General features: G+C 39.6%; 28 protein-coding genes and 1 pseudogene. 11 read left to right on the forward strand and 18 right to left on the reverse strand.

Going from position 1 to position 25,620, the window contains the following annotated elements:
- Positions 1 to 134 precede the first annotated feature (134 nt).
- Complete coding sequence (locus B2107_RS08775; RefSeq protein WP_293955092.1) at positions 135 to 893, reverse strand: Mu transposase domain-containing protein; 759 nt, start codon at positions 891 to 893, stop codon at positions 135 to 137.
- Positions 894 to 982: 89 nt separating this feature from the next.
- Here B2107_RS08775 and istA point away from each other — a divergent pair, with 89 nt between their 5' ends.
- The 5 genes and pseudogenes from istA (at position 983) to B2107_RS08795 (ending at position 3,957) form a co-directional block, all read left to right on the forward strand.
- Positions 983 to 1,921, forward strand: a complete 939-nt coding sequence (gene istA / locus B2107_RS08780) for an IS21 family transposase (RefSeq protein ID WP_293955094.1) — start codon at positions 983 to 985, stop codon at positions 1,919 to 1,921.
- Between the two features lie 23 nt (positions 1,922 to 1,944).
- Positions 1,945 to 1,992: pseudogene (locus B2107_RS21900) on the forward strand (hypothetical protein); the annotation flags it as partial.
- Between the two features lie 66 nt (positions 1,993 to 2,058).
- Positions 2,059 to 2,424, forward strand: a complete 366-nt coding sequence (locus tag B2107_RS08785; protein ID WP_293955096.1) for a hypothetical protein — start codon at positions 2,059 to 2,061, stop codon at positions 2,422 to 2,424.
- A 10-nt stretch (positions 2,425 to 2,434) separates the two neighbouring features.
- A complete protein-coding gene (gene istB / locus B2107_RS08790) occupies positions 2,435 to 3,259 on the forward strand; it encodes an IS21-like element helper ATPase IstB (protein ID WP_293881655.1) in 825 nt (274 codons plus the stop codon).
- Positions 3,260 to 3,351: 92 nt separating this feature from the next.
- Complete coding sequence (locus B2107_RS08795; RefSeq protein ID WP_293955098.1) at positions 3,352 to 3,957, forward strand: NPCBM/NEW2 domain-containing protein; 606 nt, start codon at positions 3,352 to 3,354, stop codon at positions 3,955 to 3,957.
- A gap of 300 nt (positions 3,958 to 4,257) precedes the next feature.
- Here the strand turns inward: B2107_RS08795 and B2107_RS08800 are convergent, their stop codons facing one another.
- The 4 genes from B2107_RS08800 to B2107_RS08815 all read right to left on the reverse strand — a co-directional run bounded on the left by B2107_RS08800 (position 4,258) and on the right by B2107_RS08815 (position 8,937).
- Positions 4,258 to 4,695, reverse strand: coding sequence for a hypothetical protein (locus tag B2107_RS08800; protein ID WP_293955100.1), 438 nt, complete (start codon positions 4,693 to 4,695; stop codon positions 4,258 to 4,260).
- A gap of 379 nt (positions 4,696 to 5,074) precedes the next feature.
- Complete coding sequence (locus B2107_RS08805; RefSeq protein ID WP_293955102.1) at positions 5,075 to 5,647, reverse strand: glutathione peroxidase; 573 nt, start codon at positions 5,645 to 5,647, stop codon at positions 5,075 to 5,077.
- A gap of 695 nt (positions 5,648 to 6,342) precedes the next feature.
- Positions 6,343 to 7,809: a sigma 54-interacting transcriptional regulator gene (locus B2107_RS08810; protein WP_293955104.1), complete on the reverse strand. Its 1,467-nt coding sequence runs from the start codon at positions 7,807 to 7,809 to the stop codon at positions 6,343 to 6,345.
- A gap of 6 nt (positions 7,810 to 7,815) precedes the next feature.
- Positions 7,816 to 8,937, reverse strand: a complete 1,122-nt coding sequence (locus B2107_RS08815) for a vWA domain-containing protein (RefSeq protein ID WP_293955106.1) — start codon at positions 8,935 to 8,937, stop codon at positions 7,816 to 7,818.
- 436 nt (positions 8,938 to 9,373) lie between these two features.
- Here B2107_RS08815 and B2107_RS08820 point away from each other — a divergent pair, with 436 nt between their 5' ends.
- Both B2107_RS08820 and B2107_RS08825 read left to right on the forward strand, forming a co-directional pair.
- Complete coding sequence (locus B2107_RS08820) at positions 9,374 to 9,790, forward strand: hypothetical protein (protein WP_293955108.1); 417 nt, start codon at positions 9,374 to 9,376, stop codon at positions 9,788 to 9,790.
- A gap of 106 nt (positions 9,791 to 9,896) precedes the next feature.
- Complete coding sequence (locus B2107_RS08825) at positions 9,897 to 10,955, forward strand: alpha/beta hydrolase (RefSeq protein WP_293955110.1); 1,059 nt, start codon at positions 9,897 to 9,899, stop codon at positions 10,953 to 10,955.
- Between the two features lie 26 nt (positions 10,956 to 10,981).
- Here the strand turns inward: B2107_RS08825 and B2107_RS08830 are convergent, their stop codons facing one another.
- The 11 genes from B2107_RS08830 to B2107_RS08880 form a co-directional block, all read right to left on the reverse strand.
- The gene (locus tag B2107_RS08830) at positions 10,982 to 11,485 is read right to left on the reverse strand and encodes a 4'-phosphopantetheinyl transferase family protein (protein WP_293955112.1); all 504 of its coding nucleotides are present in this window, start codon (positions 11,483 to 11,485) and stop codon (positions 10,982 to 10,984) included.
- A complete protein-coding gene (locus B2107_RS08835) occupies positions 11,482 to 11,736 on the reverse strand; it encodes an acyl carrier protein (protein ID WP_293955114.1) in 255 nt (84 codons plus the stop codon). The genes B2107_RS08830 and B2107_RS08835 overlap by 4 nt, the downstream gene beginning before the upstream one ends.
- 4 nt (positions 11,737 to 11,740) lie before the next feature.
- Positions 11,741 to 13,012, reverse strand: coding sequence for a beta-ketoacyl-[acyl-carrier-protein] synthase family protein (locus tag B2107_RS08840; protein WP_293955115.1), 1,272 nt, complete (start codon positions 13,010 to 13,012; stop codon positions 11,741 to 11,743).
- Positions 13,009 to 13,452, reverse strand: coding sequence for a 3-hydroxyacyl-ACP dehydratase FabZ family protein (locus B2107_RS08845; protein ID WP_293955117.1), 444 nt, complete (start codon positions 13,450 to 13,452; stop codon positions 13,009 to 13,011). The genes B2107_RS08840 and B2107_RS08845 overlap by 4 nt, the downstream gene beginning before the upstream one ends.
- Positions 13,453 to 13,462: 10 nt before the next feature.
- Positions 13,463 to 14,515, reverse strand: a complete 1,053-nt coding sequence (locus tag B2107_RS08850; RefSeq protein ID WP_293955119.1) for a type III polyketide synthase — start codon at positions 14,513 to 14,515, stop codon at positions 13,463 to 13,465.
- Complete coding sequence (locus tag B2107_RS08855) at positions 14,512 to 15,225, reverse strand: methyltransferase domain-containing protein (protein ID WP_293955121.1); 714 nt, start codon at positions 15,223 to 15,225, stop codon at positions 14,512 to 14,514. The genes B2107_RS08850 and B2107_RS08855 overlap by 4 nt, the downstream gene beginning before the upstream one ends.
- The gene (locus tag B2107_RS08860) at positions 15,216 to 16,349 is read right to left on the reverse strand and encodes an NAD(P)/FAD-dependent oxidoreductase (protein WP_293955123.1); all 1,134 of its coding nucleotides are present in this window, start codon (positions 16,347 to 16,349) and stop codon (positions 15,216 to 15,218) included. The genes B2107_RS08855 and B2107_RS08860 overlap by 10 nt, the downstream gene beginning before the upstream one ends.
- A 199-nt stretch (positions 16,350 to 16,548) precedes the next feature.
- Entirely contained in the window at positions 16,549 to 18,192 is a 1,644-nt protein-coding gene (locus B2107_RS08865; RefSeq protein ID WP_293955125.1) for a carboxylesterase/lipase family protein, read from the reverse strand.
- Positions 18,193 to 18,525: 333 nt separating this feature from the next.
- A complete protein-coding gene (locus B2107_RS08870; RefSeq protein ID WP_293955126.1) occupies positions 18,526 to 19,275 on the reverse strand; it encodes an SDR family NAD(P)-dependent oxidoreductase in 750 nt (249 codons plus the stop codon).
- A 108-nt stretch (positions 19,276 to 19,383) separates the two neighbouring features.
- Entirely contained in the window at positions 19,384 to 20,004 is a 621-nt protein-coding gene (locus B2107_RS08875; protein WP_293955128.1) for a hypothetical protein, read from the reverse strand.
- 200 nt (positions 20,005 to 20,204) lie between these two features.
- Positions 20,205 to 20,504, reverse strand: coding sequence for a hypothetical protein (locus B2107_RS08880; RefSeq protein WP_293955130.1), 300 nt, complete (start codon positions 20,502 to 20,504; stop codon positions 20,205 to 20,207).
- Between the two features lie 135 nt (positions 20,505 to 20,639).
- Between B2107_RS08880 and mazG the strand changes: the two genes are divergently transcribed.
- The 4 genes from mazG (at position 20,640) to kdsB (ending at position 23,988) form a co-directional block, all read left to right on the forward strand.
- Complete coding sequence (mazG, locus tag B2107_RS08885) at positions 20,640 to 21,452, forward strand: nucleoside triphosphate pyrophosphohydrolase (protein ID WP_293955132.1); 813 nt, start codon at positions 20,640 to 20,642, stop codon at positions 21,450 to 21,452.
- Between the two features lie 75 nt (positions 21,453 to 21,527).
- Complete coding sequence (gene trpS / locus B2107_RS08890; RefSeq protein ID WP_293955134.1) at positions 21,528 to 22,526, forward strand: tryptophan--tRNA ligase; 999 nt, start codon at positions 21,528 to 21,530, stop codon at positions 22,524 to 22,526.
- 12 nt (positions 22,527 to 22,538) lie between these two features.
- The gene (locus B2107_RS08895) at positions 22,539 to 23,156 is read left to right on the forward strand and encodes a deoxynucleoside kinase (RefSeq protein ID WP_145327418.1); all 618 of its coding nucleotides are present in this window, start codon (positions 22,539 to 22,541) and stop codon (positions 23,154 to 23,156) included.
- Positions 23,157 to 23,244: 88 nt separating this feature from the next.
- Positions 23,245 to 23,988 (forward strand): 3-deoxy-manno-octulosonate cytidylyltransferase, encoded by a 744-nt coding sequence (gene kdsB / locus B2107_RS08900; protein WP_145327419.1) that lies wholly within the window; start codon positions 23,245 to 23,247, stop codon positions 23,986 to 23,988.
- 6 nt (positions 23,989 to 23,994) lie between these two features.
- Here the strand turns inward: kdsB and B2107_RS08905 are convergent, their stop codons facing one another.
- Entirely contained in the window at positions 23,995 to 24,900 is a 906-nt protein-coding gene (locus B2107_RS08905; RefSeq protein ID WP_293955138.1) for an aldo/keto reductase, read from the reverse strand.
- Positions 24,887 to 25,618: an FKBP-type peptidyl-prolyl cis-trans isomerase gene (locus B2107_RS08910; protein WP_293955140.1), complete on the reverse strand. Its 732-nt coding sequence runs from the start codon at positions 25,616 to 25,618 to the stop codon at positions 24,887 to 24,889. The genes B2107_RS08905 and B2107_RS08910 overlap by 14 nt, the downstream gene beginning before the upstream one ends.
- Positions 25,619 to 25,620: the final 2 nt, after the last annotated feature.

A 25,620-nucleotide genomic window follows, 5' to 3' on the forward strand; every position in this document is an offset into this window, starting at 1 on the left:
CCGATTTTATTTGCAAGTCCAAAATTCAATGTAACCGATCTTGTGCTGTAGCGCGTACCTGTTACGCAGCTCGAGGTTCTGACAGATGGCCGCGAGTTTAAGAGTGCGGAGCTGTGTTTTTAGATTTTCCATATTTATGTCCAGTAATTTGTAAGAGTGTCATAATAACTGAGTTCGTGCTGAAATTCGTCCGAGAAGCCCATTGTTAGCACATCTTCCCGGGGCAGGTCGTACATCGCATTCTCGCATATCCGTTTGACCTGCTGGTAGCTTATGGCGTGAAAGTGCAGTGCGCGGGCACATGATCTTTCTATCTGGCCCAAAGTGAAGCGCTTTCTCAGCGCAAGTATACCCTGGGTCATCTTGCCCCAGTGCCTCGGCACTTCTTCCACAAGTCGATCGAACAGAGTGTACGCATTTGGACCTATCTGCCCCATCATTTCACGGTATTCTTCCTTGCTGACCATTCTCTTTTCCCTGGGGCGGTGCGCCGCAAGACTGACAAACATGCCTATGCTGCCGGATAGCTGGTGCATGGCGATCTGTCGTGAGCTGTCATAGATGCGAAGTATCGTACCGTTACTCTCCAGCCTTACATTCATGCCCATATAGTCAGCCGGAACCGAATAATAATTCTGCTTATAGGCGACATGTCCCATACGGTTTACCCTGCGGTGGCTGACATCCTGTATCTGGAAACGTCTGGAAGGCAGGGGCTGCAGCGCAGCTTTCTCCGATTCAAGAAAGATATCATGAGGCCGGCGCCTGGTGGTACCGTGGACACGTTTATTGCATATTTCATCATTCCATACGCGCAGACCACAGATCAGGTCCTCATAGCTTTTGCTTTCAAAGGCTTTCAGAAAGTTGTTCCTGACATTGTTAATTCTCACTAAAACACCCCCATATATTCTCACTAAAATGCCACCACCTTAAGTTTTTAATTAAGGTTTAACTTGTCGGAGTATTAAAGTCCGACATTATGTATAAAGTGGCAATGTATAATACGATAAAAACACTGCTATCCCACGGGAAATCGATACGGGAGATAGCATCAGAACTTGGGATGTGCCGCAAGACCGTTTCCCGGATACAGAAAGCCCTTGAGCGTGGGCTAGAGGAACCTTTGCCTCAGGTAAGACCAAAGCTGCTGGACGATTATCTCGATGACATTCAGGTATATAAGGAGATGGGACTGAGCGCTATACTTATCCACCAGCGCCTGCATGAGCAGCACGGTTTAGATATATCTTATCCCAGTGTCGCCAGAAGTATCGAGAGATTAAAGAAGCAGGAGGTTTTTGTGCCGCTGCACAGCGATCCGGGAGAAGAAGCGCAGGTGGATTTCGGATATATGGGTACTTTCCGCAGGAATGGCCGCCCTGTAAAAGTATGGGTGTTTTCCATGGTTCTCTCCCATAGCCGTTACAGCTTTTATAAACTGGTGACCAGCCAGCGGGTGGACGAATTTCTGGACTGCCATATCAAAGCTTTCGAGTATTTTGGGGGTGTTCCGCGAACTGTCAAACTTGACAACCTGAAATCTGGGGTGACCATTCCGGATCTTTACGAACCGGAGCTCCAGCGCCAATATTCTGAATTTCTTTCCTACTACAGCTGTGCAGGAATTGCGTGCAGGCCACGCCGTCCACAGGACAAGGGCAAAGTTGAATCATCTATCAAATATGTAAAAAACAATTTTTTAAAGGGCTTCGATGGCAATGGCTATGAAGATCTGCTGTGCGGGCTGAAGGTCTGGAACGAAGAGACATGCAATAAGCGCGTACACGGAACCACGCGCCGTATCCCTCTTGCCGTATTTGAACAGTATGAAAAGCATGCACTGCTTGCATTGCCCCCGGTGCGATATGAAATCCTGGAGGTCGGATCCAGAAAAGTCACCCGGCTGGCACACGTGTGAGCTACCGCCATAATTACTATTCGGTGCCCGCTGCCTATGCGGGCAGAACCGTCAGGCTCGAAAGCAACGGTACCTGCCTAAAAATATTTGACGGCAGCACCCGCATTGCACTCCATCAGGTAAGCGGACAGATGGGCATGTACGTTTCTCTGGAGGAACACCGTCCGGATTATAAAAAGAATATCAGCAGAGAAGAATATAAGCGGCTAATGGGAAGTATCGGACCTTCTGCACTGCTTTTCTTTGAACATCTTCTGGCGGAGGTGCCTACCCACTGGAGCCCGATGACCCGCGGGATACTTAAATTAAAAAAGCGGTTTACCGACGTGCAGATCGATCTGTCATGTAAGCGCGCGCTCCATTACAGAGCCTTCAGCTACCAGCAGGTCAAACGGATCTGCGAGAACGAGCTTTACAAGCAAAATTACGAGGAAATGTCTCCTATGGTGTATTCCAGCGAATACGAACACGAACTCGGACTATACGACAGATTAACAAACTGAAATAAATAATATGGAAACATTATTAGCAAATTTACGCCAGCTAAAATTGGCCACGATGGCCCAGAACCTTGAAATGAGGAATAGGCATGCCCTGGAAAAACAGATCAGCTACCTTGAATTTCTGGAGCTGCTCATCGAAGATGAAATAGTAAAAAGACAGTCCAATGGCTATCAGTCCAGGCTAAAGGAATCCCGGCTGGATACGCAAAAGATCCTGGACAGTTATGACCTGAGTTACCAGCCGGACCTGGACAGAAGGCTATTATTTGACCTGGCTTCCTGCCGGTTCATAGAACAGCGCTCCAATGCTATATTCATGGGGAAACCCGGTGTCGGGAAAACCCACCTGGCCCATGCGATCGGGCTTGAAGCGGTCAAAAGAGGTAAAAAAGTACTGTTTGCACACACAAATGAAATGGTCGAAAAACTGTTCGCATCAAGGGCAGACGGAAGTTACCAGTCCGTATTGCAGCGTTATCTAAAGCCTGACCTCCTGATACTTGATGAGCTGGGCTTCAAAAAAATGCCGCAGAACAGTCTGGAAGATTTCTTTGAGATCGTTCGCAGGAGGTACGAAACGGGGTCTATGATCATCACCACAAACCGAAACTTTGAAGACTGGGGAAACCTCTTCGGTGACAGGGTAATTGCTTCTGCTATTATAGATAGGATTGTCCATCATGCAACAATTGTAAAACTTAATGGGAACAGCTATCGCGTAAAAAATCTTATCGAACTACAGGATCTTTTTCCTGGTGAAGATACCGCAAGGACTAGAAGAGGGCGCCCTCGAAAGCAGGAAAACGAAATCTCAGATGATCAGGATAATGAATGATTATTTTTGCATATTAGTGGGGGCATTTTAATGAGAATCAGTGGGGGCATTCTAATGAGAATTAACATGGATCAGTTAAAGAATACCGAAAAATGGTTACTCAAGGTGATGGGGGGCATTTTTTCACAGTTAATAACTTCGGTCAGCCGAGCATAAATGACTTGATTAGGGTAGTTGAAAATGACAGCCAAGATAGCCAAAAGCACGTGAAGTTAGGCATATTAAATGAGTTGTTACGCGACAGCAAGCCAATCAATCTTAAAACCACCCAAATGGATAGCGTATTTCTTTCTGATGCAGCATGGAAAGAAGCTTTGGTTGGTTGGGAAAATCCCGCTCGGAATTATTACACGGCCGAATCCAATAGTTTATTTTTTTTAGAAAGTATGGGCAACCTATATCGAAAAGGTTTGTACGCCCATACGCCATCCCTATATGCGTATAAGCTCTCAAAAAAGTGGCGGAATTTAAAAATCATAGCAGCATTGCGTGATGGAGCGCTAAAACCAGAGGGTATTAAATTTATTATCAAGGGTAATGGGAAAACCCTTTCTTCTCGTATCGTTAGACCTAATCAACAGCATATTTTTGATATAGATATCACAAATATAGACGATCTTGAGCTTCTCACACAAGATCCAGTCGGAAACAACTTTAATGCCTGGTCAATTTGGTGCAACCCATTGCTAACTAAATAAAAATAACAGCCAATAGTCATCAAGCTCATACAGGTATTTTCAGTAAGTTAGATACTCCAAAAGCTGACCGGGCAGCTTGGTCTCATTTATATTTTCTTTGCGATTCATAAGCTCATCAAAATCTTTATGCATTACTAAGAAGCATACTTTAACTTGATTAATGCGTGCAACGTAATGTAAAAACCCTTACTTATTTCTACTGGTGTCTCCTGATCACTCAATAGTCAAGTACAGAATATTTATCCGTCTCGCCTGTACTGTGATAATAAAGGTTAATGCGAAATGTATCTTTGCTCACCACTATTCCTCTTTTTCAATTACATTTCTAAAGGCGATAAATTCTAAAATGGTACAGCCTAAATAAATAAACGTAAACAAAAGGAGCGTTTTTAACGGTTCAATGGCCATATTAAACTTGTACACTCCCACCAATATATAAATAATTAATATAACTAAGCATACAGCAGGTATTCCTGAGAAAACCAAAAAGCATAACGTTTTACTACTTCTGACTTTTTCTATACGATTTAGAAAAAACAGTAGAGAACACAATGCTATAGCGAAAAGGTAAACAGCTGAAAAAACAAGATTAACACTAATGTCCATTATAACAATAATCGTATTCAGAAATCCTGTATCAACCGTATTTTTTTCCGCAATAACAAGTCGATATAAGATAAATAGCAAAATACTTACAAGCACATTGACAAACCAAAATTTCACGATGATTTTCCCCATTTTTAACACTTTCTATGACCACTAGTAGACATTGCTCGATTAGTCATCGATTATTCTTTCGCGTTCTCTTACAAAGATATTAAGTTATTTTTCAAGAGTAATGCACGAATATTAATTTTGTTTTGTCGAATAATGATTGCTTTGTTCGTTAAAAAGCAAAATTGTAGCGAATACCACTAAAAAAGTCAATTCACCTTATATTAACTTCTGTCTACAGAGATAGCACATGCTCTACAGATTAATGTTCTATAAATTCAGGATTATTAGAGAAAGTCGTAGAGATAATTAAAACGGATATGTTATGCGCAACAATATAGGGCATATATTTTAATTCATAGGATCTGTTGACTGAATTCCTAAGTTGAATAAGAGTCGGCTTCTAATTGATAAGAGATATAATTTCATTAGCTTCAGGGTCAGTTTTTGGTGAAAAATGCTTTATAAGCTTACCATTTTCATCAATTAAATACTTCTGAAAGTTCCATAAGACCGCTGAACTTTCAACACCGTTCAGGCTTTTATTGGTCAACCACTGATAGATAGGCGCCTGTCGCTTTCCTTTCACATCAATCTTTGCCGCCATCGGAAAAGTTACGCCATAATTTCGTTGACAAAATGCTGCTATTTCAGCGTCCTTACCTGGCTCTTGATCTAAAAAATCATTTGAAGGGAAGCCTATAATAACTAGCTTATCATTGAATTTATTATATAGACGTTCAAGACCCTCATACTGTGGCGTAAATCCACATTTGGAAGCGGTGTTTACAACTAAGATCTTTTTACCTTTAAATTTCGCAAAGTTTATGGTAGAGCCGTCCAGCCCGTTTACTTTAAATTCATGGATAGTAGCTGATTTCAATGCCATATCTACTTCAACGTTACCATTGGTGAATAAATAATAGGCTACAGCGGCTCCGACTGCCGCCACAATAAATAAAACTATAAAGACCATTTTTCTCATTTTTTTCAGACATGCCAATCAATATGAACCACTAGAAATCTGACAAGGTCAAGTTAAAGGTACTAAAGTTCAAAGAAGAAATCAACTCTATTATATAGTAGCAAAACCGTATTCATCCAAATTCTGTTCTCCCAGCAGTCTCGAATGCCTCACTCTCAATATAACACAACACTAAGATCTCTCTAATCAATTTATAGAGATTCTAAAAGCAAAGAACTTCATATTACCAATGCGGTCGCTTTCCACCCCAATACAGCTGCACTACTTAATAAATTAGATATGGAATTATACATTTTCTAAAAGAGGTATGGATAAAGACATTAAGGCAATAGGTTTTACATACAAATTAAATATTCCCATTTTCACATAAAAAAGGACGATTTTCATATTCTTTATGTATCTAATCTAAGTTACATTTGTCAACAAATAGAATTGATTCGATAGAGGTAATTGCTGAACTGTTTAAAGATCCATATCTCACATTTCGATTCCTATTGATTCAATAAAGAATACTATAAACTCCCTACAATACTACAATGAAAAACATGATGTGGAACGAGAATGTCGTTCCACATTTTTAATTAACCCTACTATTTTCTATTGATCTAATACACTCAACACCTGACACTTCCTATGCCGAAATTCGTAACCCATTTTCGGAAACGAAACAACATTATTATAAAAACTTACAGATTGTTTCTTAGATATCCTTGAAAATTATCCTGAAACTGCAGTCCCGTTCCAATTCTATATTTACTTAATTTATTGTTTAAAGTGAGCCCCCATAAAACAAATTCGGTTAAAAAATAGACATCCGCAGATTTCGTTTCTGGCTGATATTGCTGAATCAAAGCTTTAATAGGTACCACTTCATCCAAAACCCTAATATATTCCATATCACTAAGCTCATCAGATAATTCAATACCTTCCGATTCTGCAAACCAACGCACAATATCATCGTAGGGATAACGATCGCTTTCTCTTTCCAGCTTCTCAATTTTTGGGAATAAGACGGGAAAGATGCTTTTTATAGCATTTTCAATCAGTTGCAATGCCACAATATCTGCTCCTTCCTGCTCACCTTCATAAACAAGCTCAACCTTGCCAGTTATTGCAGGTATAATGCCCATAAAATCACCCAATCTCACTGCGGTTGCTTGCGATCCGTTTTTAAGCATACGCAATTCAGCGGTGCTTACTAAGTTTTGAAATGCCGTAATACTCATACGTGCACTAACGCCACTTTTATCATCAACATATTCGCTATTTCGAGCTTCGAAGCTTATTTGCTCTATTAATTCTCGCGCTAATTCTGGGATATAAATTTGCTCTTTCTGCGCTATTTCCAAGTTAGATTCCTGAGCGGTGATTGTTTTTGCTATCTCAACAGAAGTCGGATAATGGGTAAGTATCTGCGAACCAATTCGATCTTTCAACGGCGTCACAATGCTTCCCCTATTGGTATAATCCTCGGGATTCGCTGTAAATATAAATTGTATATCTAATGGCAAGCGCAACTTAAAACCACGAATCTGTATATCCCCCTCCTGTAATATATTAAAAAGGGCGACTTGAATTCTCGCTTGAAGATCCGGAAGTTCATTAATAACAAAAATAGATCGATTTGCCCTTGGGATCATACCGAAGTGAATCACACGATCGTCTGCATAGCTTAGTTTTAAATTTGCGGCTTTGATGGGATCTACATCACCAATCAAATCAGCGACGGTCACATCGGGTGTAGCAAGTTTTTCTGCAAAACGATCGTTTCTACTAAGCCAAGATATTGGGGTATCGTCACCTTCCTTCTTTAGTCGTTCTATCGCATAACGCGATATCGGATTATAGGGATCATCGTTAATCTCCGAACCTTCTACCACTGGCACATATTCATCCAGTAGATTGACCATAAGTCTTGCCAATCGCGTTTTCGCTTGGCCGCGAAGCCCTAATAAATTAATGTTGTGCTTGGAGAGAATAGCCCGCTCAAGTTCAGGAATAACCGTATCTTCGTATCCGTATACTCCATTGAACACGGATTCACCCGCCCTTATTTTTGTAATTAGATTCTGACGCAATTCTTCTTTTATTGTCTTAGGTTTATAACCCGAAGTTTTTAATGCACCAAATGTTTTAATCTTCGTATAATCCATATATTTTTATCGTATTCTTTTTTTTCGGTTTTCTTCATAATCTTCAAAAATCATTTCACCTAAATTGCCAAGGCCCGTATAATAAGCCTTTCCTTGATTCGAAGCTGTAAATTCGTCGACAAATTGTTGTAAATAGGGATCGGAAGCGATCATAAAAGTAGTTATCGGTATTCCCAACTTGCGAGCTTGCGCAGCCATACTATAACACTTGCTCGTGATGAACGGATCCAAACCCATGGGATTCTTATAATAACTACCATCCGGCATATTTAAACAACTCGGTTTGCCATCGGTTATCATAAATATTTGCTTATTTGCATGCCTCTTTCGCCGTAGTAAATCCATTGCTAGCTTTAAGCCTGCGACAGTATTGGTATGAAAAGGTCCTACTTGCAGATAAGCAAGATCTTTAATCGCTATTTGCCAAGCATCGTTTCCGAAAACAATAACGTCAAGAGAGTCCTTAGGATAACGCGTAAGAATAAGCTCAGATAGGGCCATGGCTACTTTCTTTGCTGGTGTAATCCTATCCTCTCCATACAAAATCATACTGTGGCTAATATCAATCATCAGCACTGTACTCATTTGTGATTTGAACTGCGTATCCTCAACGACAAGATCATTTTCAGACAACGCAAACTCTCCTATTCCATGATTAATTTGTGCATTTTTCAAACTCTCTGTCAAAATTATCTTTTCTAGGCCATCGCCATACTGATAGTTTCGGAAATCCCCCATATTTTCATCGCTCCGCCCTTGGTGATTTGTTTTATGACTGCCAGACATTCCCTTGCGCATCTTTCCGAAAATTTGGTCCAACGCGTGCTGCCTCAGGGCTTTCTCAAGTTTTGAGGTAATATCTATCCCCCCTTCACCATCAAACTCAACTTTTTCTCTGATGTATCCTTTATCTTTCAGATCTGTAATGAAATCGTCTATCGTGTAGGCAGGGGTCGTTAGCTTAAACTCTTTATCCAACTGCCTAAGCCAATCAATAGCTTCATCAAAATCACCGGAAGTATGGGTAATCAGTTCTTTGAAAATGTCAAATAATTTTTCAAAAGGCGTCTGAAATGGTGCTTCAAATTGCCTAAAGAGAAAACCTTTATTTCGTTTCTTGCTTTTCATCCATTCCTTTTATTTAATATAAAAAAGCGATCAAAAATTGCTATCGAACGCTTTGTAGTATGAATTTACAAAATAATAATCCTTATGCACGCTAAATGTAAATTTAACTTTAAAAACTGGCTATAGTATGACTTATAGCAGCTATTCTTCGAAAGAGATAAAGTGCTAAACCTATATCAAACACACTAATCCCTAATTTTTCCACATGTGGCTGTAGGGATATCTTTAAAATAAAAGCTTGAGTAAAGAATTTGATCAAGAACTGTTTAAAAAAGTATAGTGTCACATACATTCATTTCTGCAAAAGAGACATAACATCTCAAGCCATAGAAATAAGTTCCTCAAGCAATCACTACAGAATTAGCCCAATGTTTTTATAGACTACATTAGTAAATTGAAGAAAATTTAATATTTTTAGCGAACAACTACAGCTTTTATGGACAATAAAAAATTAATGGAGATCGATCAATATATTGCTAAACTTTCGGCTACTGAACAAGAAGTAATCCATCAATTCCGAAAAGCAATAGTAGAAAATGACCAAGCTATTTCCGAAGACTTCGGAAAGTTTATGTCAAATCCAAATGCGTTTAGTTTTAATGAACAAGGCGTATTTAAATACGGGTTAACAGTCGCGAAGAATTATATTTCATTCCATTCCTTGGTCATCTATACTAATCCCGAATTAATGGAAGAACTAAAATTAAAAATACCAAAGGCCAAGTTTCAAAAAGGCTGTATTAATTTCAAAACTTTGGATGAATTTCCAGTAGCTGTATTAGCAGAGCATATTCAAATTTCTTCCAAAAATGATTTCAGTCCTATGATCAATCGTTATCTTAAAAAGAAATAAGTATACTGTCTCTTCTGGAACCCATGAGTTACCTTTTGAAGGTTACAATTCATGCCATTGGATTCATATTAAAGGTAAAATTCTAGAATAGTAGAAAATTAATCATATGAACAAAAGGTATTTTTTCTATATTATCATCGTTATCAGTTTGTTCACTTCGTGTGGCCTTATCCATAATCTTCCCGATTCGGCTTCCCCAAACACTGGCGTAGATCCTAACCTGTGGTACTCATTTGTCGATCAAAACGGTAATTTCTACCCCGATAACTGGAAGAAAAACTATGGCATTCCGTCCAATAAAGCGGCTCGAGATCCTTATTCGCTTATGAAAATTGCCACAGACAGAGGTGATCGCGAACAATTACTCGCTTTTGAACGTAGTAACATGCTGCGTCTGTCAAAACGTATTGCTCCAAAAAAACGTGTGTTTATTTTAGTTCACGGCTTCAATGCTGACGAAGAATCAGTTGTAAAACAATATAAATATATTGCCAATCATATCGTTACAAACCCTAAAACCGATGAAATCATTCGATTCTATTGGGATGGTTTAAGATCTACCTCCCCTTTTCGTTCCGCAAAAAACTGGTTTTCAGCAGCCTCTTTTAGCCAGATGGCCGGTGAATTTGGTTTAAGGAGAATTCTAAACAATATGGCCAATAAGGATGTTTATATTATTTCACATAGTCGGGGCGCATCTGTAGTGATGAGTGCAATTTCGAATCCTGAATTTAATAGCTCATTTTCCGCACAGGCAAAAGATATTCACAATGTCGATATCGAGCGGGCAAAGCCTTTGCTGGAAAACAAAAACAGAATTACATGTATTATGCTGGCACCGGCAATAGGACTCTCCGAGTTTCAATATACAGATACACTAAGCGGGACAAAAAAATTTGTCGAACTGAGCCCACAAGTTAAGAAAATACATATCACGATAAACGGTACCGACAAGATGTTGAAAAAATTTTTCGGATTCTTATCTAACAAACTTAACCCAACTGATCTTGGATATAAAGCAGACAGTTTTAATGCTCTTAAGAAAAATTACACCATTTTTTCTATGACCGATTTTACTGGAATGTCGAGTCATGCCTTTAGTAGCTATATACGAAATCCCAAGTTTAAACAAATGCTAAGAGCAGAGTCGATTCAAGTACAATAAGGTGTTTACTGGTCTGATTAAGTCGATCAGGTACAAATCGCAACTATTCTCTCAAAACGTCCGTGGTTACTAACAGACACCGGTAAGACAGCATCCTCATCATTTATGCTAATGCCTGGAATTCCTAATGAATCTTTAACAATTTCACTAGCCGTGATTTCTACAATATTGTCCAAATGAGCTAATTCCCCAACGGCTACGGTATGTATAAAATCTGGGCAAACAGTGGTCTTAGTATAATACCTCTTACCTTCGCAGATGACTTCTCCCCTTGCGGTAAAAAAAGACCGTTCAATAACTGAACATAGCAATCTTTTAGGCATAAATTTCCGAATTCCTGTCTCTCGATTCCATATTTTATAGGCAGCCTCTTTCATGCTCCATAAGAGCCAAACAGTAATTTCGGTATCTGCACTGTTCACAATCAACAGTTGTTCCTGCTCAGTAAATAACTTTGAAACAAAGCCTTTACGTTTCCAATTACTATCTTTTCTGGACTGAACCAGGTCGATAACGTCATTACCAATCATTTTTCTTGTAACTTGCTCTCGATTATTTCGACTGCAGCTCCGACATTAAGCATACGTTCCATATCAGGATTTTCAATTACTATATCGAACTTTTCTTCAATATCTAGAACAATATCAACCAGATTGGCCGAGTTGATTTGCAGATCACGAATAAAATCGGTCGCCTCATTAAGCTTTCCGAAAGCTTCCTGGTTTGTCGTATATGGTGATATGATTGGTTTTAAAGCATCGATCAATTCTTCTCTATTCATTAGTTTAGTTATTAAAATTCTTAAATATTAGGCAAGCATTAACATCCCCAAATCCAAAACTTGCTTTGGCAATGATGTTAGTCTTGGCCTCAAGAGTCTTTAAAGGAATACGTGATGGATGTATCAATGCAGCAATCTCCGGATTTAGATCAGAGCAATTACAGTTTCCAAATAAAAATCCATGATATAGCTGCAAAACCGTCGCCACGCTTTCTATACTACCCGCCGCACTGAGACAGTGTCCAGTCATTCCCTTCAGTGAGTTTATCCATGGAAAATCTTTACCTTTGCGATTCAGAGCTATGGTCCAGTTTTCTATTTCAAAAGCATCTTTGGCAGTTGCTGTCAAATGTCCATTTATCGCATCGATGTCTAAGCCCGAGATATTTGCATTTTTTAGCGCCTCCTGAATACATTTCCGCACAGCATAAGCATTAGGTGCTGTCATACTTCCTGTTCCGCGTTGTCCGCCAGAATTTACCTGGCCACCCAATAATTCTGCATATATAGTTGCCTTTCGCGCTAGTGCACTTTCCAGATCTTCCAACAATAAAGCTCCAGCCCCACTACCAGGAACGAATCCTGCGGCGGTTGCACTCATAGGTCGGGAACCCGCCCCAGGGTTGGCATTATATTGTGAACTACAGACACGCAGTGCATCAAAACCGCCCCAAATGTAAGGCCCACTATCTCCTGTACTCCCTGCGAGCATCCGTTTAGCTCTTCCGGATCTAATCCGATCATAACCCATCAGGATTGCTTCAGTTCCCGTAGCACAGGCAGATGAATTCGTTGTCACCTGATTACCAAGACCCAATTTTCCTCCTAAGTAGGCACTAACCCCACTGTTCATCGTCTGGGCTACAACCGTACTCCCCAATTTGCGGGTTTGCAAATCATCGATTTTATAAATGCTTTCCCGCAATTTATCGATACCCGAGCTTCCTGAACCAAACACAGTTCCACTATCCCAATCAGGAGCGGAATTTAAAGTAGTAGGAAGCCCCGCGTCTGCCCATGCTTCCATTCCGGCGATCACACCATATAATATTCCTGTACTATTAAATCCTCTTAATTCTAGTTCGGTGAAATATTTCTCTTTTAGCGCTTCCGACAGTTGAGGCATTCCAGCAATCTGGCAAGAAAACTGCAATTTTTCCAATCTCTCATCATGTCTAATTCCAGATATACCCTCCCTAATCGCCTGTGTAAAAGCGGGTACTCCCACACCATTGGGAGCAACAACACCAATTCCTGTAATGACTACTCTTTTCATAGCGCTTCGGTGATCATGCCTGCCAATATTCCTTTGCAAACGTCCTGCCCAGCTTCATTTTTCATGATTACCTCGCATTTTAATTTACCAAACCGGAGATATATTTTTTTCGAAAATACTGTAACTCTCTCCTTTGGATACACCGGTTTTAAAAATTGTATCTCGGTAGACGTCAATGCTATTGCTGAGCCGTGCATCAAGTTTTTATTTAGTAGAAAAATCCCCAAACAAGCTAAACCTATCTGGGCCATTGTTTCGATCAAAATAACACCTGGAGTAATCGCTTTTTCAAAAAAATGGCCCTTATAAAAATCCAGATCTTCATTAAAAGTATAGCTACCCGCAATACCTTCTGAATCTACATAGATCAATTCATCGACAAATAAAAAGGGGGCTCTATAGGGCAATTTTGATAGTATATCTTTTAAATCCACATTCATAATTTTTAGGTTACCATTGTAATAAAACGCGCTGAGCCGTAAACCCCGGTCCAAAACTCAGCATCAATCCCAATTCACCAGGCTGAGGACTTCGTTTCATGATACGTTCAAGCACATATAGCACAGTAGCACTGGACATATTGCCATATTCCGACAATATTGCTTTAGTATCGTTAATATCTTTATCAAATTCAGCAAAAATCTGTTCAATTGTCGCAACGATCTTTTTTCCACCGGGATGAAAAATCATGTAATTAATATTTTCGATTTGCAAATTATTTTTCTGAAGAAATGGATGTATTACTGCTCCGAAATGGGAAGCAATCACATTAGGAACTTCTACATCAAGTATCATCTTCATACCGGTATTTGTTAGCTTAAACCCCATAATATCTTCGGTATCATAAAAATGGTACATCTGTTGGTCCAAGATTGCAGGCCCACAGTCCGAATCGTACGAGGAAAGCAGGCAGCATGCTGCACCGTCTCCAAATATTGCGGCACTAACGATATTCGACATCGAAAAATCTTCCAGTTGGAAGGTTGCTGTTGGCGCTTCTACCGAAATTACCGCAGCACGTTTACCCGGGTTGGCCTGAAGGAAATTTTTAGCATAGATTATTCCTGAAACACCGGCAACACATCCCATCTCGGTGACTGGTAAGCGCACAATATCCTGGCGGAGTTTCATCTTGTTAATGAGATAAGCGTCTAGCGAAGGGATCATAATCCCAGTACAGCTCACTGTAATGATATAATCTAGTGATTGTGGATCCCATTCTACTTCCTCAAGCGCTTTGCGCAGCACGTCCTCGCCGAGAACCGTTGCTTCACGGCAGAATATGTTATTTTTTTCTTCAAAGGAAGTTGACGTAAAGACATCGATTGGATTCATAATGGCGTATCGCTTTTCCACGGCCGAACCTTCGAACAGCTTCTTAACTTTCTTAATAAAACGGGCGTCCTGTCCCTCCAGCCAACCATCTAACATTGGCAGTATCTCTGCTGTAACACAGGAGTAATTAGGCAGTTGTTTTGCAACATGTATTATCTTAACATTCATATATTGGAAATAATCCACTGGTATCGGAAAGCCCATTTCCATTGGACGGTATATTTTTCTAAATGTAATTTCTTTGCGAATTCTACGAGCTCATCCTTTTTAAATCCGCGTCGTATGGAGATAAGTCCATCCTCTCTTGTCATTCTGTTTAACCTAAAAACAACAGCAATTGTTTGAAAAAGTCGATAAGCAATTTTACTCCTATGTAAGTCGTTGATGATAATTCCTAATTTTGAAATTTTGATCATTCTCCCTATTAATTCCAGTATGTTTTCATCGTTAAAATGGTGGATGGTTAACGTACACAAAACGATGTGAAAACTAAAGTCCTCAAAATGCTCTTCAAAAATATCAGCGCATAGATACGTTATATTGGTATAATTTTTCGATAAAGACCTAGCATGATTAATGGTATACCGATTTGCGTCTACACCATATAATTCAAAGTGAATACCCTTTTTATAGGCATAATTACTTAGCATACGGAGCATATCCCCATTACCACATCCGATATCCACGATCTTTATTGGTTGGATCGAATTAACATGGGAGAGCATTTTTTTTACTCCATCTAGTGTGATACTGTTTCCTCCTAGAAAGCGATTGATTTTGGAGATCTGATCCAGTGCGCCACGAAGTTCATCTCCTTCGAGTTGAAAATCGTCCATGATTTCATTCTCCGAGGTTCTCTGTGTTATATCTATTGCCATTTTATTTCGCTTGCATTGCCATGTGTCTGTTTAATCATCAAGCTTAAGAGTTTAGGGAAAAATAGCGCAGTTTTCATTAAAATAGCGAGACCTGCTTTATGACGTAATATACGCGATAAAAGCCTTCCGAAAAATAAACGCTTTCTAAAGGTCCGATTCCATTGGCTGACGTACGCCCTCTCCAATTGATTGCGTGAGTGAATATGACCATGGTAGTAATCTACAATGAGCTCGGAAGCTATTTTAGCCCCATGTATTGCCATTGCCATCCCATTTCCGCAGAATGGATGAATAAGACCGGCTGTATCACCAATCATAAGAATGTGGTCTTCTACGGCTGATTTCTTATCAAATGAAAACTGGCTAATGGTCAGTGGTTTATCAAAAATTAATTTGCTGTGTTCAAAAAAACACTTGAGATATCTGTTTTTAGATAAGACATACTTTTGGAAGTCTTCGATATTTTTGTATCGTTTAAAGGTATCCAAATCGGCCAAATAACACAAATTTACCTGGCTATCCTCCACTTTAGAAATACCGCAATATCCGCCTTTAAAATGATGTAATGCAATAAGGTCACTTGGAAAATCCGCGAAATAATGTGCTTTAACAGCTATCCACGGGGATTTTTTCCTCATAAAATCACGAGATAAAAGCTGATCAATATTACTGCGTTTCCCAAAAGCTCCCAGTACAATTTTAGCATTTAAACTATAATCCTGACAAGAAACATTAAATATGTCGTCATTGAATGATATTCCCGTAACAGTTGCAATAATTATCTCACAGCCATTTCGCTTTGCCTGTTGATATAACAAATCGTCCAATACATAGCGACTTACACCAATGCCACCCACCGGTAATTTGATCTTATTCATCTTTCCGTCTGCGGTAGTGAATTTAAACGTTTGAATGTGAGTGGGTAATAAGGTTTGCACGTCGACTTCCAACCATTCCAAATAAGGTAAAACCTCATTAGACAAATATTCGCCGCAGACTTTATGACGCGGGTAATCGTATTTTTCAATTAACGTAACCTTCAATCCTTTTTTAGAGAGATGTAATGCACTTGTGAGTCCCGCCAGGCCACCTCCAATAATAACCACATCAGGATTTATGTTCATACATCAAAATTTGTTTAAGAAGAAAAAATTAATACCATAATAGCACACAAATTATGGACTGGCTTTACGGAAAAATATCGTTTTTGACTAAAATCTTCAATGATAACAGCTAGTAATGATAAATAGTTTTTTACCTCGTCTGATTATTTGTCAGAAAAATAGATTTATCTGATCCCATAAAATTAGTGGATCTATTAATCTACCTCGATGTATGTTTATGATCAACAAAAAATTTATCAAGGAAGAGATATCTATCCCTAAATTCTTCGGTGGATGATTTAATATCGATATTTAGATTCAAGATATGCATACGTTTATCTTTTGCAGTGGTTTTTGGCCAGATAGCAAGACCCTTACCGTTTGGATCTCCCGTTTTTATAAAATTAATGAAATACTGCTGACCAATTGTAGACACGCTATAGTCAGCGTCAGACCAGGCAAACACATCATTGCTCTGCAGATTTCCCAATAAATATTCGATATCACTCGCGTGAAATGCTCCGGATAAAGGCGGAGGATTGTTATCCTTCTGTTCTTGATTCGATTTTTTGGTGATTCCTCCAGCGAGTCCAGATTGCACATCACTGTAGATGGGTTTCATAGGTGGACGCGGCTTATCGAATATATAAACGTAGGTTGGCTGTCCACTACTTTCTCTTTGCAGGTCAAGCCATTTCCACGTGCTATAAACAATAAAATTATCACTAGCTAATGCAGTTGCTGACCGAATGACTTGTGTCTCAGTCTTACCAGGATAAAGCGCTAGCGCTTCGTCGGCATTAACGCCATATTGCGCTCTCACCAATTTCTCATAATTCTCGGGAGATGGATAATATTTACCCATGTACGCTGTATATGGTACTTCCGTAGATGTCCATCCGGCTAGTAGTGGAACTTTTGACTGTTCCCCTGCCTCAAAAATGGCCAAAGGAGATTTAGGCAGAAAATAGCCATCAACAATCAAACGAGTTGTAAAAGCCCCCGGTTCACTGGCTTTATCAAGTAGTTCAGCGGCGGGGATTTCCCTAAGCTTATCAAGTCTATCAACATTTATACGCGTCGCGAAGGCCACCCCCTGTTGCTCCTGCTCGGCAATAGAGGCCGTACCATACTTCAAATTAAAAATACTCCCACTTTGGCCTATCGCACGCTTAAACAGTCCTTTAGACAGCGGACTAGCCATTTGAGCAGACACAGACATGCTACCAGCAGACTCGCCGCCAATGGTAATTTCATCGGGATTCCCCCCAAATGCAGTTATATTCTTTCTGACCCAAACCAAAGCGGCATGCTGATCAAGTAATCCATAATTTCCAGATGCGTTTGTCGGCGACTCTTCTGTTAATGAAGGATGGGCAAAAAAGCCAAAAATACCAAGGCGATAGTTGACAGTAACAACAATCAGCCCTTCTTTTGCAAAACTTTCACCATCATAACGACTTTCTGACCCATCGCCAGCATTGAATCCACCACCATAAAAATAAACTAAAACTGGAAGCTTACCTGATCCTATGGAAGTTGGGCGCCAGACATTCAAATAAAGACAGTCTTCGCTTATTCCTGGCGACCGAAAACGCATATCCCCATAGATCGGCTTCTGCATGGGAGAATAACCAAAATGATCGGCCTTTCGAATACCAGACCAATGTTCAGCAGGCTGAGGTTCTTTCCATCTGAGAACACCCACTGGCGGTTTTGCAAAAGGAATTCCTCGAAAGGACTGTACCCCACTTGGAAGGACAATACCCTCCAATATTCCTTCTTCCACCTTTACCCTCGGCATCTGAGCAAGGAGAATTGAAGTAGTTAATAAAGCAAAAAAAGTAAAAAAAATTTTTCTCATGATGACTTCCATTTATAACGGTATGGTGTTATTCCTTATTAAAATACAAAATAAATCTATAACAAGGTGAATATGTATCATTTATTAATAGATAAGTTTTAAGAAAATAGTAGCATTTTGAATAATGTCGATTTACTGGATTGAAAAATCAGCAACACTTTAGGGCATGATTGAAAAACTGTCTATCGCTTTAGCCAATAGTACTTAAATGTATTAAATAAGGATCAAAGCGTTTGAAATTTAGACTATCTGTGGTTAGCTTACAAATAGATGCCCCCAGAAGTTATTCACTTTTGAGGGCATCTATTTATGTACTTCTGTTCGAAAATAGTACTAAATCGAAGTATAACCGCCATCGATTAAATAATATCCACCAGTCATAAAGGACGATTTATCCGAACTTAAAAATAGAACAAGTTCAGCCACTTCTTCCGCTTTTCCTAGACGTCCAATAGGGTGTTTGCCTATCAATGTGTCGATATGTTCTTTATCCAGCTGAGCTAATAATGGAGTATCAATATATCCAGGCCCGACGGCATTACATCGAATGTTTTTTTGACCATATTCAGCACCAATATTCTTTGTCAACCCCACTACTGCATGTTTTGCAGATGTATAGGCACTCGACATAGGAGCAGCAACAGTGCCGTGTATCGACGCCATATTTACAATCACACCACCACCGCTCTTTTCCATCGCCTCGATTTGATATTTGCATCCATAAAATACGCCGTTGAAATTAATATCAATCACTTTTTTCCATCCATCCAAACTATAATCTCCAGTGAGAGCAGCCTCACCGCCAATACCAGCATTATTGCAGGCCACATCAAGCCTACCAAACTTTTCAATAGCAAAACTAACCAACGACTCATTATCAGCCGCAGAGGAAGTATTTGCTTTAAAAAATACAGCAACCCCACCTACCGATTCAATTTGTTTTACAGCCTCATGCCCTGCTTGCTCGTTGATATCCGAGACTACAACCTTTGCTCCTTCTTTACCATAGGCCAATGCAACGGCTAGTCCGATCCCCGAACCAGCTCCCGTTACTATAGCTACTTTATCCGCTAAAACTTTCATATGATATAAATTTATGATACAGACAATTTACTAAAAGCAATGCGGAATCAAGTCAAAAAGACCACTTACTTCAATTAAAACGAAACTAAAATGACATTTCTTGCAAACTTAACCCTGCAGCTGTGGATATTTTTTATATAACCTGTCCAAAAACAAACGCCCCATCAACTGAAGCCTCGCCTGTGTTTCAAACATACCTGAACCTGGAGAAATAATATCATGTGGCATACGCTGAACAGTGCCGTAATAAATAATATCGAGCCCATTTCCATTAATATCAAAATGCATTTTCTTTGGTTTTAAGCCCATCACAGATCCCATGCGCGTTAATTTTTCAGAATTGCTAATCTGAGCGTTCTGAGCACTAATTAAGGATTGATGGTCAAATACAAAATGATCCCTAGCTCGCCCTTCGTCAAAAAATACGTAATGCAATTCGTTGTCACTTAGCACGAGATAAGAAGCATTATCCCGCTCATTATAACGAGCCTTCACACCAACAGCTGCCCATGCTACAGTTTTCGCCGCTGTTGCCGCAGCTCCGGCAACCTTATCACCAACTGTCGCTATATAAGCACATTGCGTAAAAGCCTCTATCGGAGCACCATTCAGCTGCTTTTTTAATTCTACGAATTCATCCTTTAACAACTCATCTCTTACATCTGGCCCTAGGTTAATTCCAGATTCACCTTCGTACTTTCTAGCAGTCTCTTTTTGTTTTTTCATCATTATTAGAGAAAATATTACGCAGACCGCGACGATAATTGCGAAAATGCCGATATAAAAAATCATAGTATAGAATTTAAAAGGTTTTATTCATTATTAATAAATAATAAACAAACATTAAATTATTTTTTATAATTCAACCTTACGAAATCAATTTTGCTAACTAAAGGCAACTGTTTTGAAATGCTTATTTTTTGATAAAGTTACCGCTCGCGCTCCTTTAGTTCTAATTGAAGGAGAATATCACGCTTTTTGCCCTCTATTAAAGATAGGTTGCCAGCAACAAAAACGCCTTTCTGCCCCGATTCATTGCTGATACCATAAACGGAGGATTCATCATCAGGATCAGATGCACCTTCATAACGAAATAAATAATCAATTTTATACTGATCTGCATGAGCTAACAGATCATCAAATTCAATATTATAGTCAATTGTATAACCCATGTTGCTTAATTTTTCTAAAGCAACGCTGGCAGAGGAGTACCCGTGCATTCTTTCCATAGTTGAGTGTTCTAAATCCGATCTAAACGTTAAATTTTATTATAAAACGACTGACAAAACGGTTTTGTTTTCCGCAATTTGAAATAGTTTATTCAAAATCATATTTCTACTTTTGTGCTACCAACACGATGAAATATGGCAAAACTAGCAGCACCGACGTATCAACACACACCTCAATTGGCGTTTCAACGATTACTCGATGTCTTATACACCTTAAGGATCGAATGCCCATGGGATAAAAAACAGACCATGGAATCACTTCGACATTTGACTATGGAGGAAATGTATGAATTAACAGACTCCATTTTGGAAAAAGATTATCCAGAAATCAAAAAAGAACTTGGTGACGTCTTGATGCATCTGGTATTCTATGCCCGCATTGCCGAAGAAGAAGGATATTTCAACATGGTCGACGTACTTAATGCGGTCTGTGATAAGTTGATTACGCGCCATCCACACATCTATGGCGACACCAATGCTGATACAGAAGATCAAGTCAAGTCCAATTGGGAAACAATCAAGCTCAAAGAAGGCAATACATCTGTTCTTGCTGGTGTCCCAAAAGGCCTACCCGCTTTGGTAAAGGCCTATCGTATCCAAGATAAAGTTCGCGGTATCGGATTTGACTGGGAAGATAAGAAACAAGTATGGGAAAAAGTAGAGGAAGAGCTTGCCGAATTCAAAGCAGAATTTAATCTGGAGACAGCACTTCCAATGGATCAGGAAAAAGCGGAAGGCGAATTTGGCGACCTTTTATTCTCCTTAATAAATTATGCACGGCATATTGGCATAAATCCCGAAAATGCACTTGAACGCACCAATAAAAAATTCATTGAACGGTTTACCTATTTAGAACAAAAAGCCGCTGAAAATAAGCAACAACTGCAGGAAATGAGTCTAGAAGAAATGGACGTTTATTGGAATGAAGCTAAAAAATTAAAAAAATAACGCAGTCCCTAAAAAGGAAGTCACGGACCGAATTTAATTCGACTTTGTCAAATTTATGCGTAAATTCGCAGGAATATGGAAACAGTTGTTAGCGGTATCAGAAGTACCGGAAAATTACATTTAGGAAATTACTACGGCGCATTGAGCAATTTTGTGAAAATGCAAAACGAATATAATTGCTTTTTTTTCATTGCAGATTTACATTCACTAACGACTCACCCCACTCCCCATGGGCTTCAGGGAACGGTTCGCCAAGTTATTGTTGAATATTTAGCTGCAGGAATAGACCCCGAAAAATCGACTATTTATGTTCAGTCAGATGTTCCAGAAGTTTCGGAACTCTACCTATATATGAATATGAACGCCTATCTCGGCGAGCTTGAACGCGCTACCGCATTTAAAGATAAAGTTAGAAGCAGTCCAGACAATGTTAACGCAGGTTTACTGACCTATCCGGTCTTGATGGCCTCTGATATATTGATTCATCATGGCACAAAAGTGCCCGTAGGAAAAGATCAGGAACAGCATTTGGAGATGACGCGGACTTTTGGCAATCGCTTCAATCGCTTATACAACGTAGATTATTTTAAAGAAGCGTTTGCGTTCTCCTACGCTGACAAATTGGTGAAAGTTCCCGGACTTTCAGGCCAGGGAAAAATGGGTAAATCCAATGGTGAAGCAGATTGTATTTATCTATCGGACAGTGAAACCGTAATTCGTAAAAAAGTGATGCGCGCTGTATCCGATTCTGGTCCGACGGAAATGAACCAGCCTAAGCCTGAAGCTATCCAAAATCTTTTTGATTTAATGAAGGTCGTATCTACTGCAGATACGTTACAGCATTTTGATGAACGCTATAACAAATGCGAAATTCGTTATGGTGATTTCAAAAAACAATTGGCAGAAGATATGGTCCTTGCAACCAACGATGTACGCTCCCGTATAGAGGATATATCAAACGATGATGCATACATTGCTAAAGTTGCAAAAATGGGCGCTGAAAAAGCAAGCGAATCCGCGCACAAGACGCTGAAAGAAGTTCGTGAGATTATTGGTATTAAAAGATTTTATTAAGCTAGAAATAATATGCACATCGCTATCGTTGGAAATATAGGTGCCGGCAAAACAACATTGACCGAAATGTTGGCCAGTCACTTTAAATTTGAACCTCAGTTTGAAGCTGTAGACAACAATCCTTATCTGGAAGATTTTTATTCGGACATGAAACGCTGGGCATTCAATCTTCAGATTTTTTTCCTCAACAGCCGCTTTAGACATATTGTAAAACTGCAGGAAACTGGCATTGATATGATTCAGGATCGTACCATTTATGAAGACGCTTATATCTTTGCCGAAAACTTGTATGATATGGGTTTAATGAGCGCACGTGATTTTGAAAACTATAGTAATATTTTTCAAAGCATTATCCATTATATCAAACCGCCAGATTTATTGATTTACCTCAAAGCCTCTGTCCCTACGCTGGTGAATAATATCCAAAAAAGGGGGCGTGACTATGAATCCGCAATTCGCTTAGATTACCTGTCTAAGCTGAACGATAAATACGATAAATGGATCAATAATTACAAAGAAGGTAAGGTCATGATTCTGGACAAGGACAACCTGGATTTCACCACAAACCCAGAGGACCTCGGCAATATCATTCAAAAAATCGAAGCCGAATTATACGGATTATTCGAATAATTGCGATATCAAAAAGCCTGTAAGACACTTAATTTTACAGGCTTTTTGATAAACTCGCATTTCCTCAGCCAACGATAAATAGTAAAAAATGAAATTTTTAGGTATTATTCCTGCCCGATATGCATCGAGCAGATTCCCTGGAAAACCGCTGATCGACATCGAAGGAAAAACGATGATTCAGCGGGTCTACGAACAGGTCAAAAAATCAACAAAATTAAACGATGTTGTTGTAGCAACTGACGACCAACGCATCGCAGAAACTGTACGTTCTTTTGGTGGCGAAGTTGTCATGACCGCAGAGCACCATCAATCGGGAACTGATCGTTGTGCTGAAGTCATCACCAATATAGAAGGTTATGATGTTGCCATCAATATCCAGGGTGACGAACCCTTTATAGACCCCGCACAAATTGATCTTTTAGCACATTGTTTTGAAGATACCACTACGCAGATAGCGACCCTAATCAAGGAAATTACTGCGGAGGAGGAACTATTCAATGTAAACATCCCTAAAGTTGTCCGAAACACCAAAGGAGAAGCCATCTACTTTAGTAGGCAGACCATTCCTTTTTTAAGAGCTGTGGAAAAAGATCAATGGTTACAAAGGCAAACATTCTATAAACATATCGGAATATATGCTTACCAGGTAGATACATTAAAAGCCCTGACACAACTTCCTATTTCTATGCTAGAAGAAGCAGAGGCTCTGGAACAGCTACGCTGGTTAGAAAATGGCTACGCCATTCAAACGGCAATTACAACGCATGAAACTGTCGCCGTAGATACAAAAGAAGACCTCGCTAAAATATTAAGACTATTTTTCAATAAATAGTAAAGCTTACCGGTGTTCGGTATAATATAACGACCGGACACCTTCCAATAGAACCTGCTTATCCAAATCACTTAATTTGATCATCTGCGCTTTTGCTCTGATCAATTCATCCAATTGCAATTTGGTACTCACACCAACGAGTGCCGTAGCAACAGCTGCGTTAGAAAGCACATAAGAAAGTGCAACAACCATATTGTCTTTCCCGATACGTTTGGAAAGGTTTGCCAAGTTTCTCACAATATGGGCCACCTCTCCCGAACTATACTGAAGAAAAGGTTCTATTGGCTTGTTGATGAGAACGCCTTTGGCTAATACACCACGTACGACGATACTTATACCCTGTTCATCTAACAAGCGACTTATTTCTTCTTCTGGTCTTCTATCCAATAGACTGTATTGCATCATTACTGAAGCAATGTCAGATTTGGACAAAAATGCCTTGATAACATTTGGGCGAATGGATGAAAGACCGTAAGCACGAATTTTCCCCTGTTGCTTCAACAGCTCAAACGCTTCAACAATCTCCTCTATCGGATCTTCTATCGTACCACCATGTAACTGATAGAGGTCGATGTAATCCGTTTTTAAACGTGACAACGAACCTTCCACAGCTTTGATAATATAGTCTTTCGAAGCCTTCCAATCCCAGCCGGATCCATCTGCACGCCAGAGGTTACCAACTTTCGACGCCAAAACAATATGCTTGCGAAAGCTTTGCACACTCTCCCCGACGATCATCTCGTTTAACCCTTTATCGTAAAGATCAGCGGTGTCAAAGAAAGTGATTCCGTTCTCGTAAGCTTTTTGAATAATATCTTTGGATTGTTTGGACTGATTACTTTTTAAAGACATACAGCCCAAACCTATTTCCGAAACGATTAAGCTTGTATTTCCTAATTTACGTTGTTCCATTTGCACCAATATCAAGCAATTCTACCTCAAACACCAATGTGCTGTTTGCAGGAATTTCACCTGTCGCCCGTTCGCCATAGGCTAATCTACTAGGTATAAAAAATTTATACTTTGCCCCCTTGGACATTAACGGGATGCCAATCTGCCAACCTTTGATCACTTGACCCAAGGATAGTTTCAATGGCTCCTTACGGTCGTATGAGCTATCAAATTGCTTTCCATTAAGTAAGGTACCTTTATAATGCACAGTTACCTCATCGTCACTTTTTGGCTTTGGGCCTTCCGCCTCATTTAGAACAAGATATTGAATCCCTTCAGCCGTAGATTTCATCCCAACAACCTTTGCATTTTCTACGAAAAATTTATCTTCTTCAGCACGGCTAGCAGCCTCTTTTTTAGCACGAACGTCCATGATCGCCTGTTGGATCACAGCTCTTCCTTGGCCTTCTTCCAATAGCGATTTATCCCCTTTCAAGACATCCGAAATCGCTTTTGCAATCACATCAGACTTCAAGTAATCGATCTCAATAGATTTTAGAGAATTTCCTATATCGGCACCAAATGCATAAGAAACAGAATCGGCCTTCGTTTTCAGTTGATTTGTTGTACTTGGTTTAGTTGAGACGACCTTCTTCTTCGCCGTCGTGTTCGTTTTTTTTTGTTGAGCAAATCCTGTGACTGTTGTCAAGGATAATAGGGCTAATGCAATATATTTCATCT

The organism is Sphingobacterium sp. UBA7855 (assembly GCA_002500745.1).
Lineage (GTDB): Bacteria > Bacteroidota > Bacteroidia > Sphingobacteriales > Sphingobacteriaceae > Sphingobacterium.

Coding starts and splice junctions, on each gene's coding strand:
- istA (WP_293955094.1), top strand. CDS start 983: ATGTATAAAGTGGCAATGTATAATACGATAAAAACACTGCTATCCCAC.
- B2107_RS08785 (WP_293955096.1), top strand. CDS start 2,059: ATGTACGTTTCTCTGGAGGAACACCGTCCGGATTATAAAAAGAATATC.
- istB (WP_293881655.1), top strand. CDS start 2,435: ATGGAAACATTATTAGCAAATTTACGCCAGCTAAAATTGGCCACGATG.
- B2107_RS08795 (WP_293955098.1), top strand. CDS start 3,352: ATGGTTACTCAAGGTGATGGGGGGCATTTTTTCACAGTTAATAACTTC.
- B2107_RS08800 (WP_293955100.1), bottom strand. CDS start 4,695: ATGGGGAAAATCATCGTGAAATTTTGGTTTGTCAATGTGCTTGTAAGT.
- B2107_RS08805 (WP_293955102.1), bottom strand. CDS start 5,647: ATGGTCTTTATAGTTTTATTTATTGTGGCGGCAGTCGGAGCCGCTGTA.
- B2107_RS08810 (WP_293955104.1), bottom strand. CDS start 7,809: ATGGATTATACGAAGATTAAAACATTTGGTGCATTAAAAACTTCGGGT.
- B2107_RS08815 (WP_293955106.1), bottom strand. CDS start 8,937: ATGAAAAGCAAGAAACGAAATAAAGGTTTTCTCTTTAGGCAATTTGAA.
- B2107_RS08820 (WP_293955108.1), top strand. CDS start 9,374: ATGGACAATAAAAAATTAATGGAGATCGATCAATATATTGCTAAACTT.
- B2107_RS08825 (WP_293955110.1), top strand. CDS start 9,897: ATGAACAAAAGGTATTTTTTCTATATTATCATCGTTATCAGTTTGTTC.
- B2107_RS08830 (WP_293955112.1), bottom strand. CDS start 11,485: ATGATTGGTAATGACGTTATCGACCTGGTTCAGTCCAGAAAAGATAGT.
- B2107_RS08835 (WP_293955114.1), bottom strand. CDS start 11,736: ATGAATAGAGAAGAATTGATCGATGCTTTAAAACCAATCATATCACCA.
- B2107_RS08840 (WP_293955115.1), bottom strand. CDS start 13,012: ATGAAAAGAGTAGTCATTACAGGAATTGGTGTTGTTGCTCCCAATGGT.
- B2107_RS08845 (WP_293955117.1), bottom strand. CDS start 13,452: ATGAATGTGGATTTAAAAGATATACTATCAAAATTGCCCTATAGAGCC.
- B2107_RS08850 (WP_293955119.1), bottom strand. CDS start 14,515: ATGAATGTTAAGATAATACATGTTGCAAAACAACTGCCTAATTACTCC.
- B2107_RS08855 (WP_293955121.1), bottom strand. CDS start 15,225: ATGGCAATAGATATAACACAGAGAACCTCGGAGAATGAAATCATGGAC.
- B2107_RS08860 (WP_293955123.1), bottom strand. CDS start 16,349: ATGAACATAAATCCTGATGTGGTTATTATTGGAGGTGGCCTGGCGGGA.
- B2107_RS08865 (WP_293955125.1), bottom strand. CDS start 18,192: ATGAGAAAAATTTTTTTTACTTTTTTTGCTTTATTAACTACTTCAATT.
- B2107_RS08870 (WP_293955126.1), bottom strand. CDS start 19,275: ATGAAAGTTTTAGCGGATAAAGTAGCTATAGTAACGGGAGCTGGTTCG.
- B2107_RS08875 (WP_293955128.1), bottom strand. CDS start 20,004: ATGATGAAAAAACAAAAAGAGACTGCTAGAAAGTACGAAGGTGAATCT.
- B2107_RS08880 (WP_293955130.1), bottom strand. CDS start 20,504: ATGGAAAGAATGCACGGGTACTCCTCTGCCAGCGTTGCTTTAGAAAAA.
- mazG (WP_293955132.1), top strand. CDS start 20,640: ATGGCAAAACTAGCAGCACCGACGTATCAACACACACCTCAATTGGCG.
- trpS (WP_293955134.1), top strand. CDS start 21,528: ATGGAAACAGTTGTTAGCGGTATCAGAAGTACCGGAAAATTACATTTA.
- B2107_RS08895 (WP_145327418.1), top strand. CDS start 22,539: ATGCACATCGCTATCGTTGGAAATATAGGTGCCGGCAAAACAACATTG.
- kdsB (WP_145327419.1), top strand. CDS start 23,245: ATGAAATTTTTAGGTATTATTCCTGCCCGATATGCATCGAGCAGATTC.
- B2107_RS08905 (WP_293955138.1), bottom strand. CDS start 24,900: ATGGAACAACGTAAATTAGGAAATACAAGCTTAATCGTTTCGGAAATA.
- B2107_RS08910 (WP_293955140.1), bottom strand. CDS start 25,618: ATGAAATATATTGCATTAGCCCTATTATCCTTGACAACAGTCACAGGA.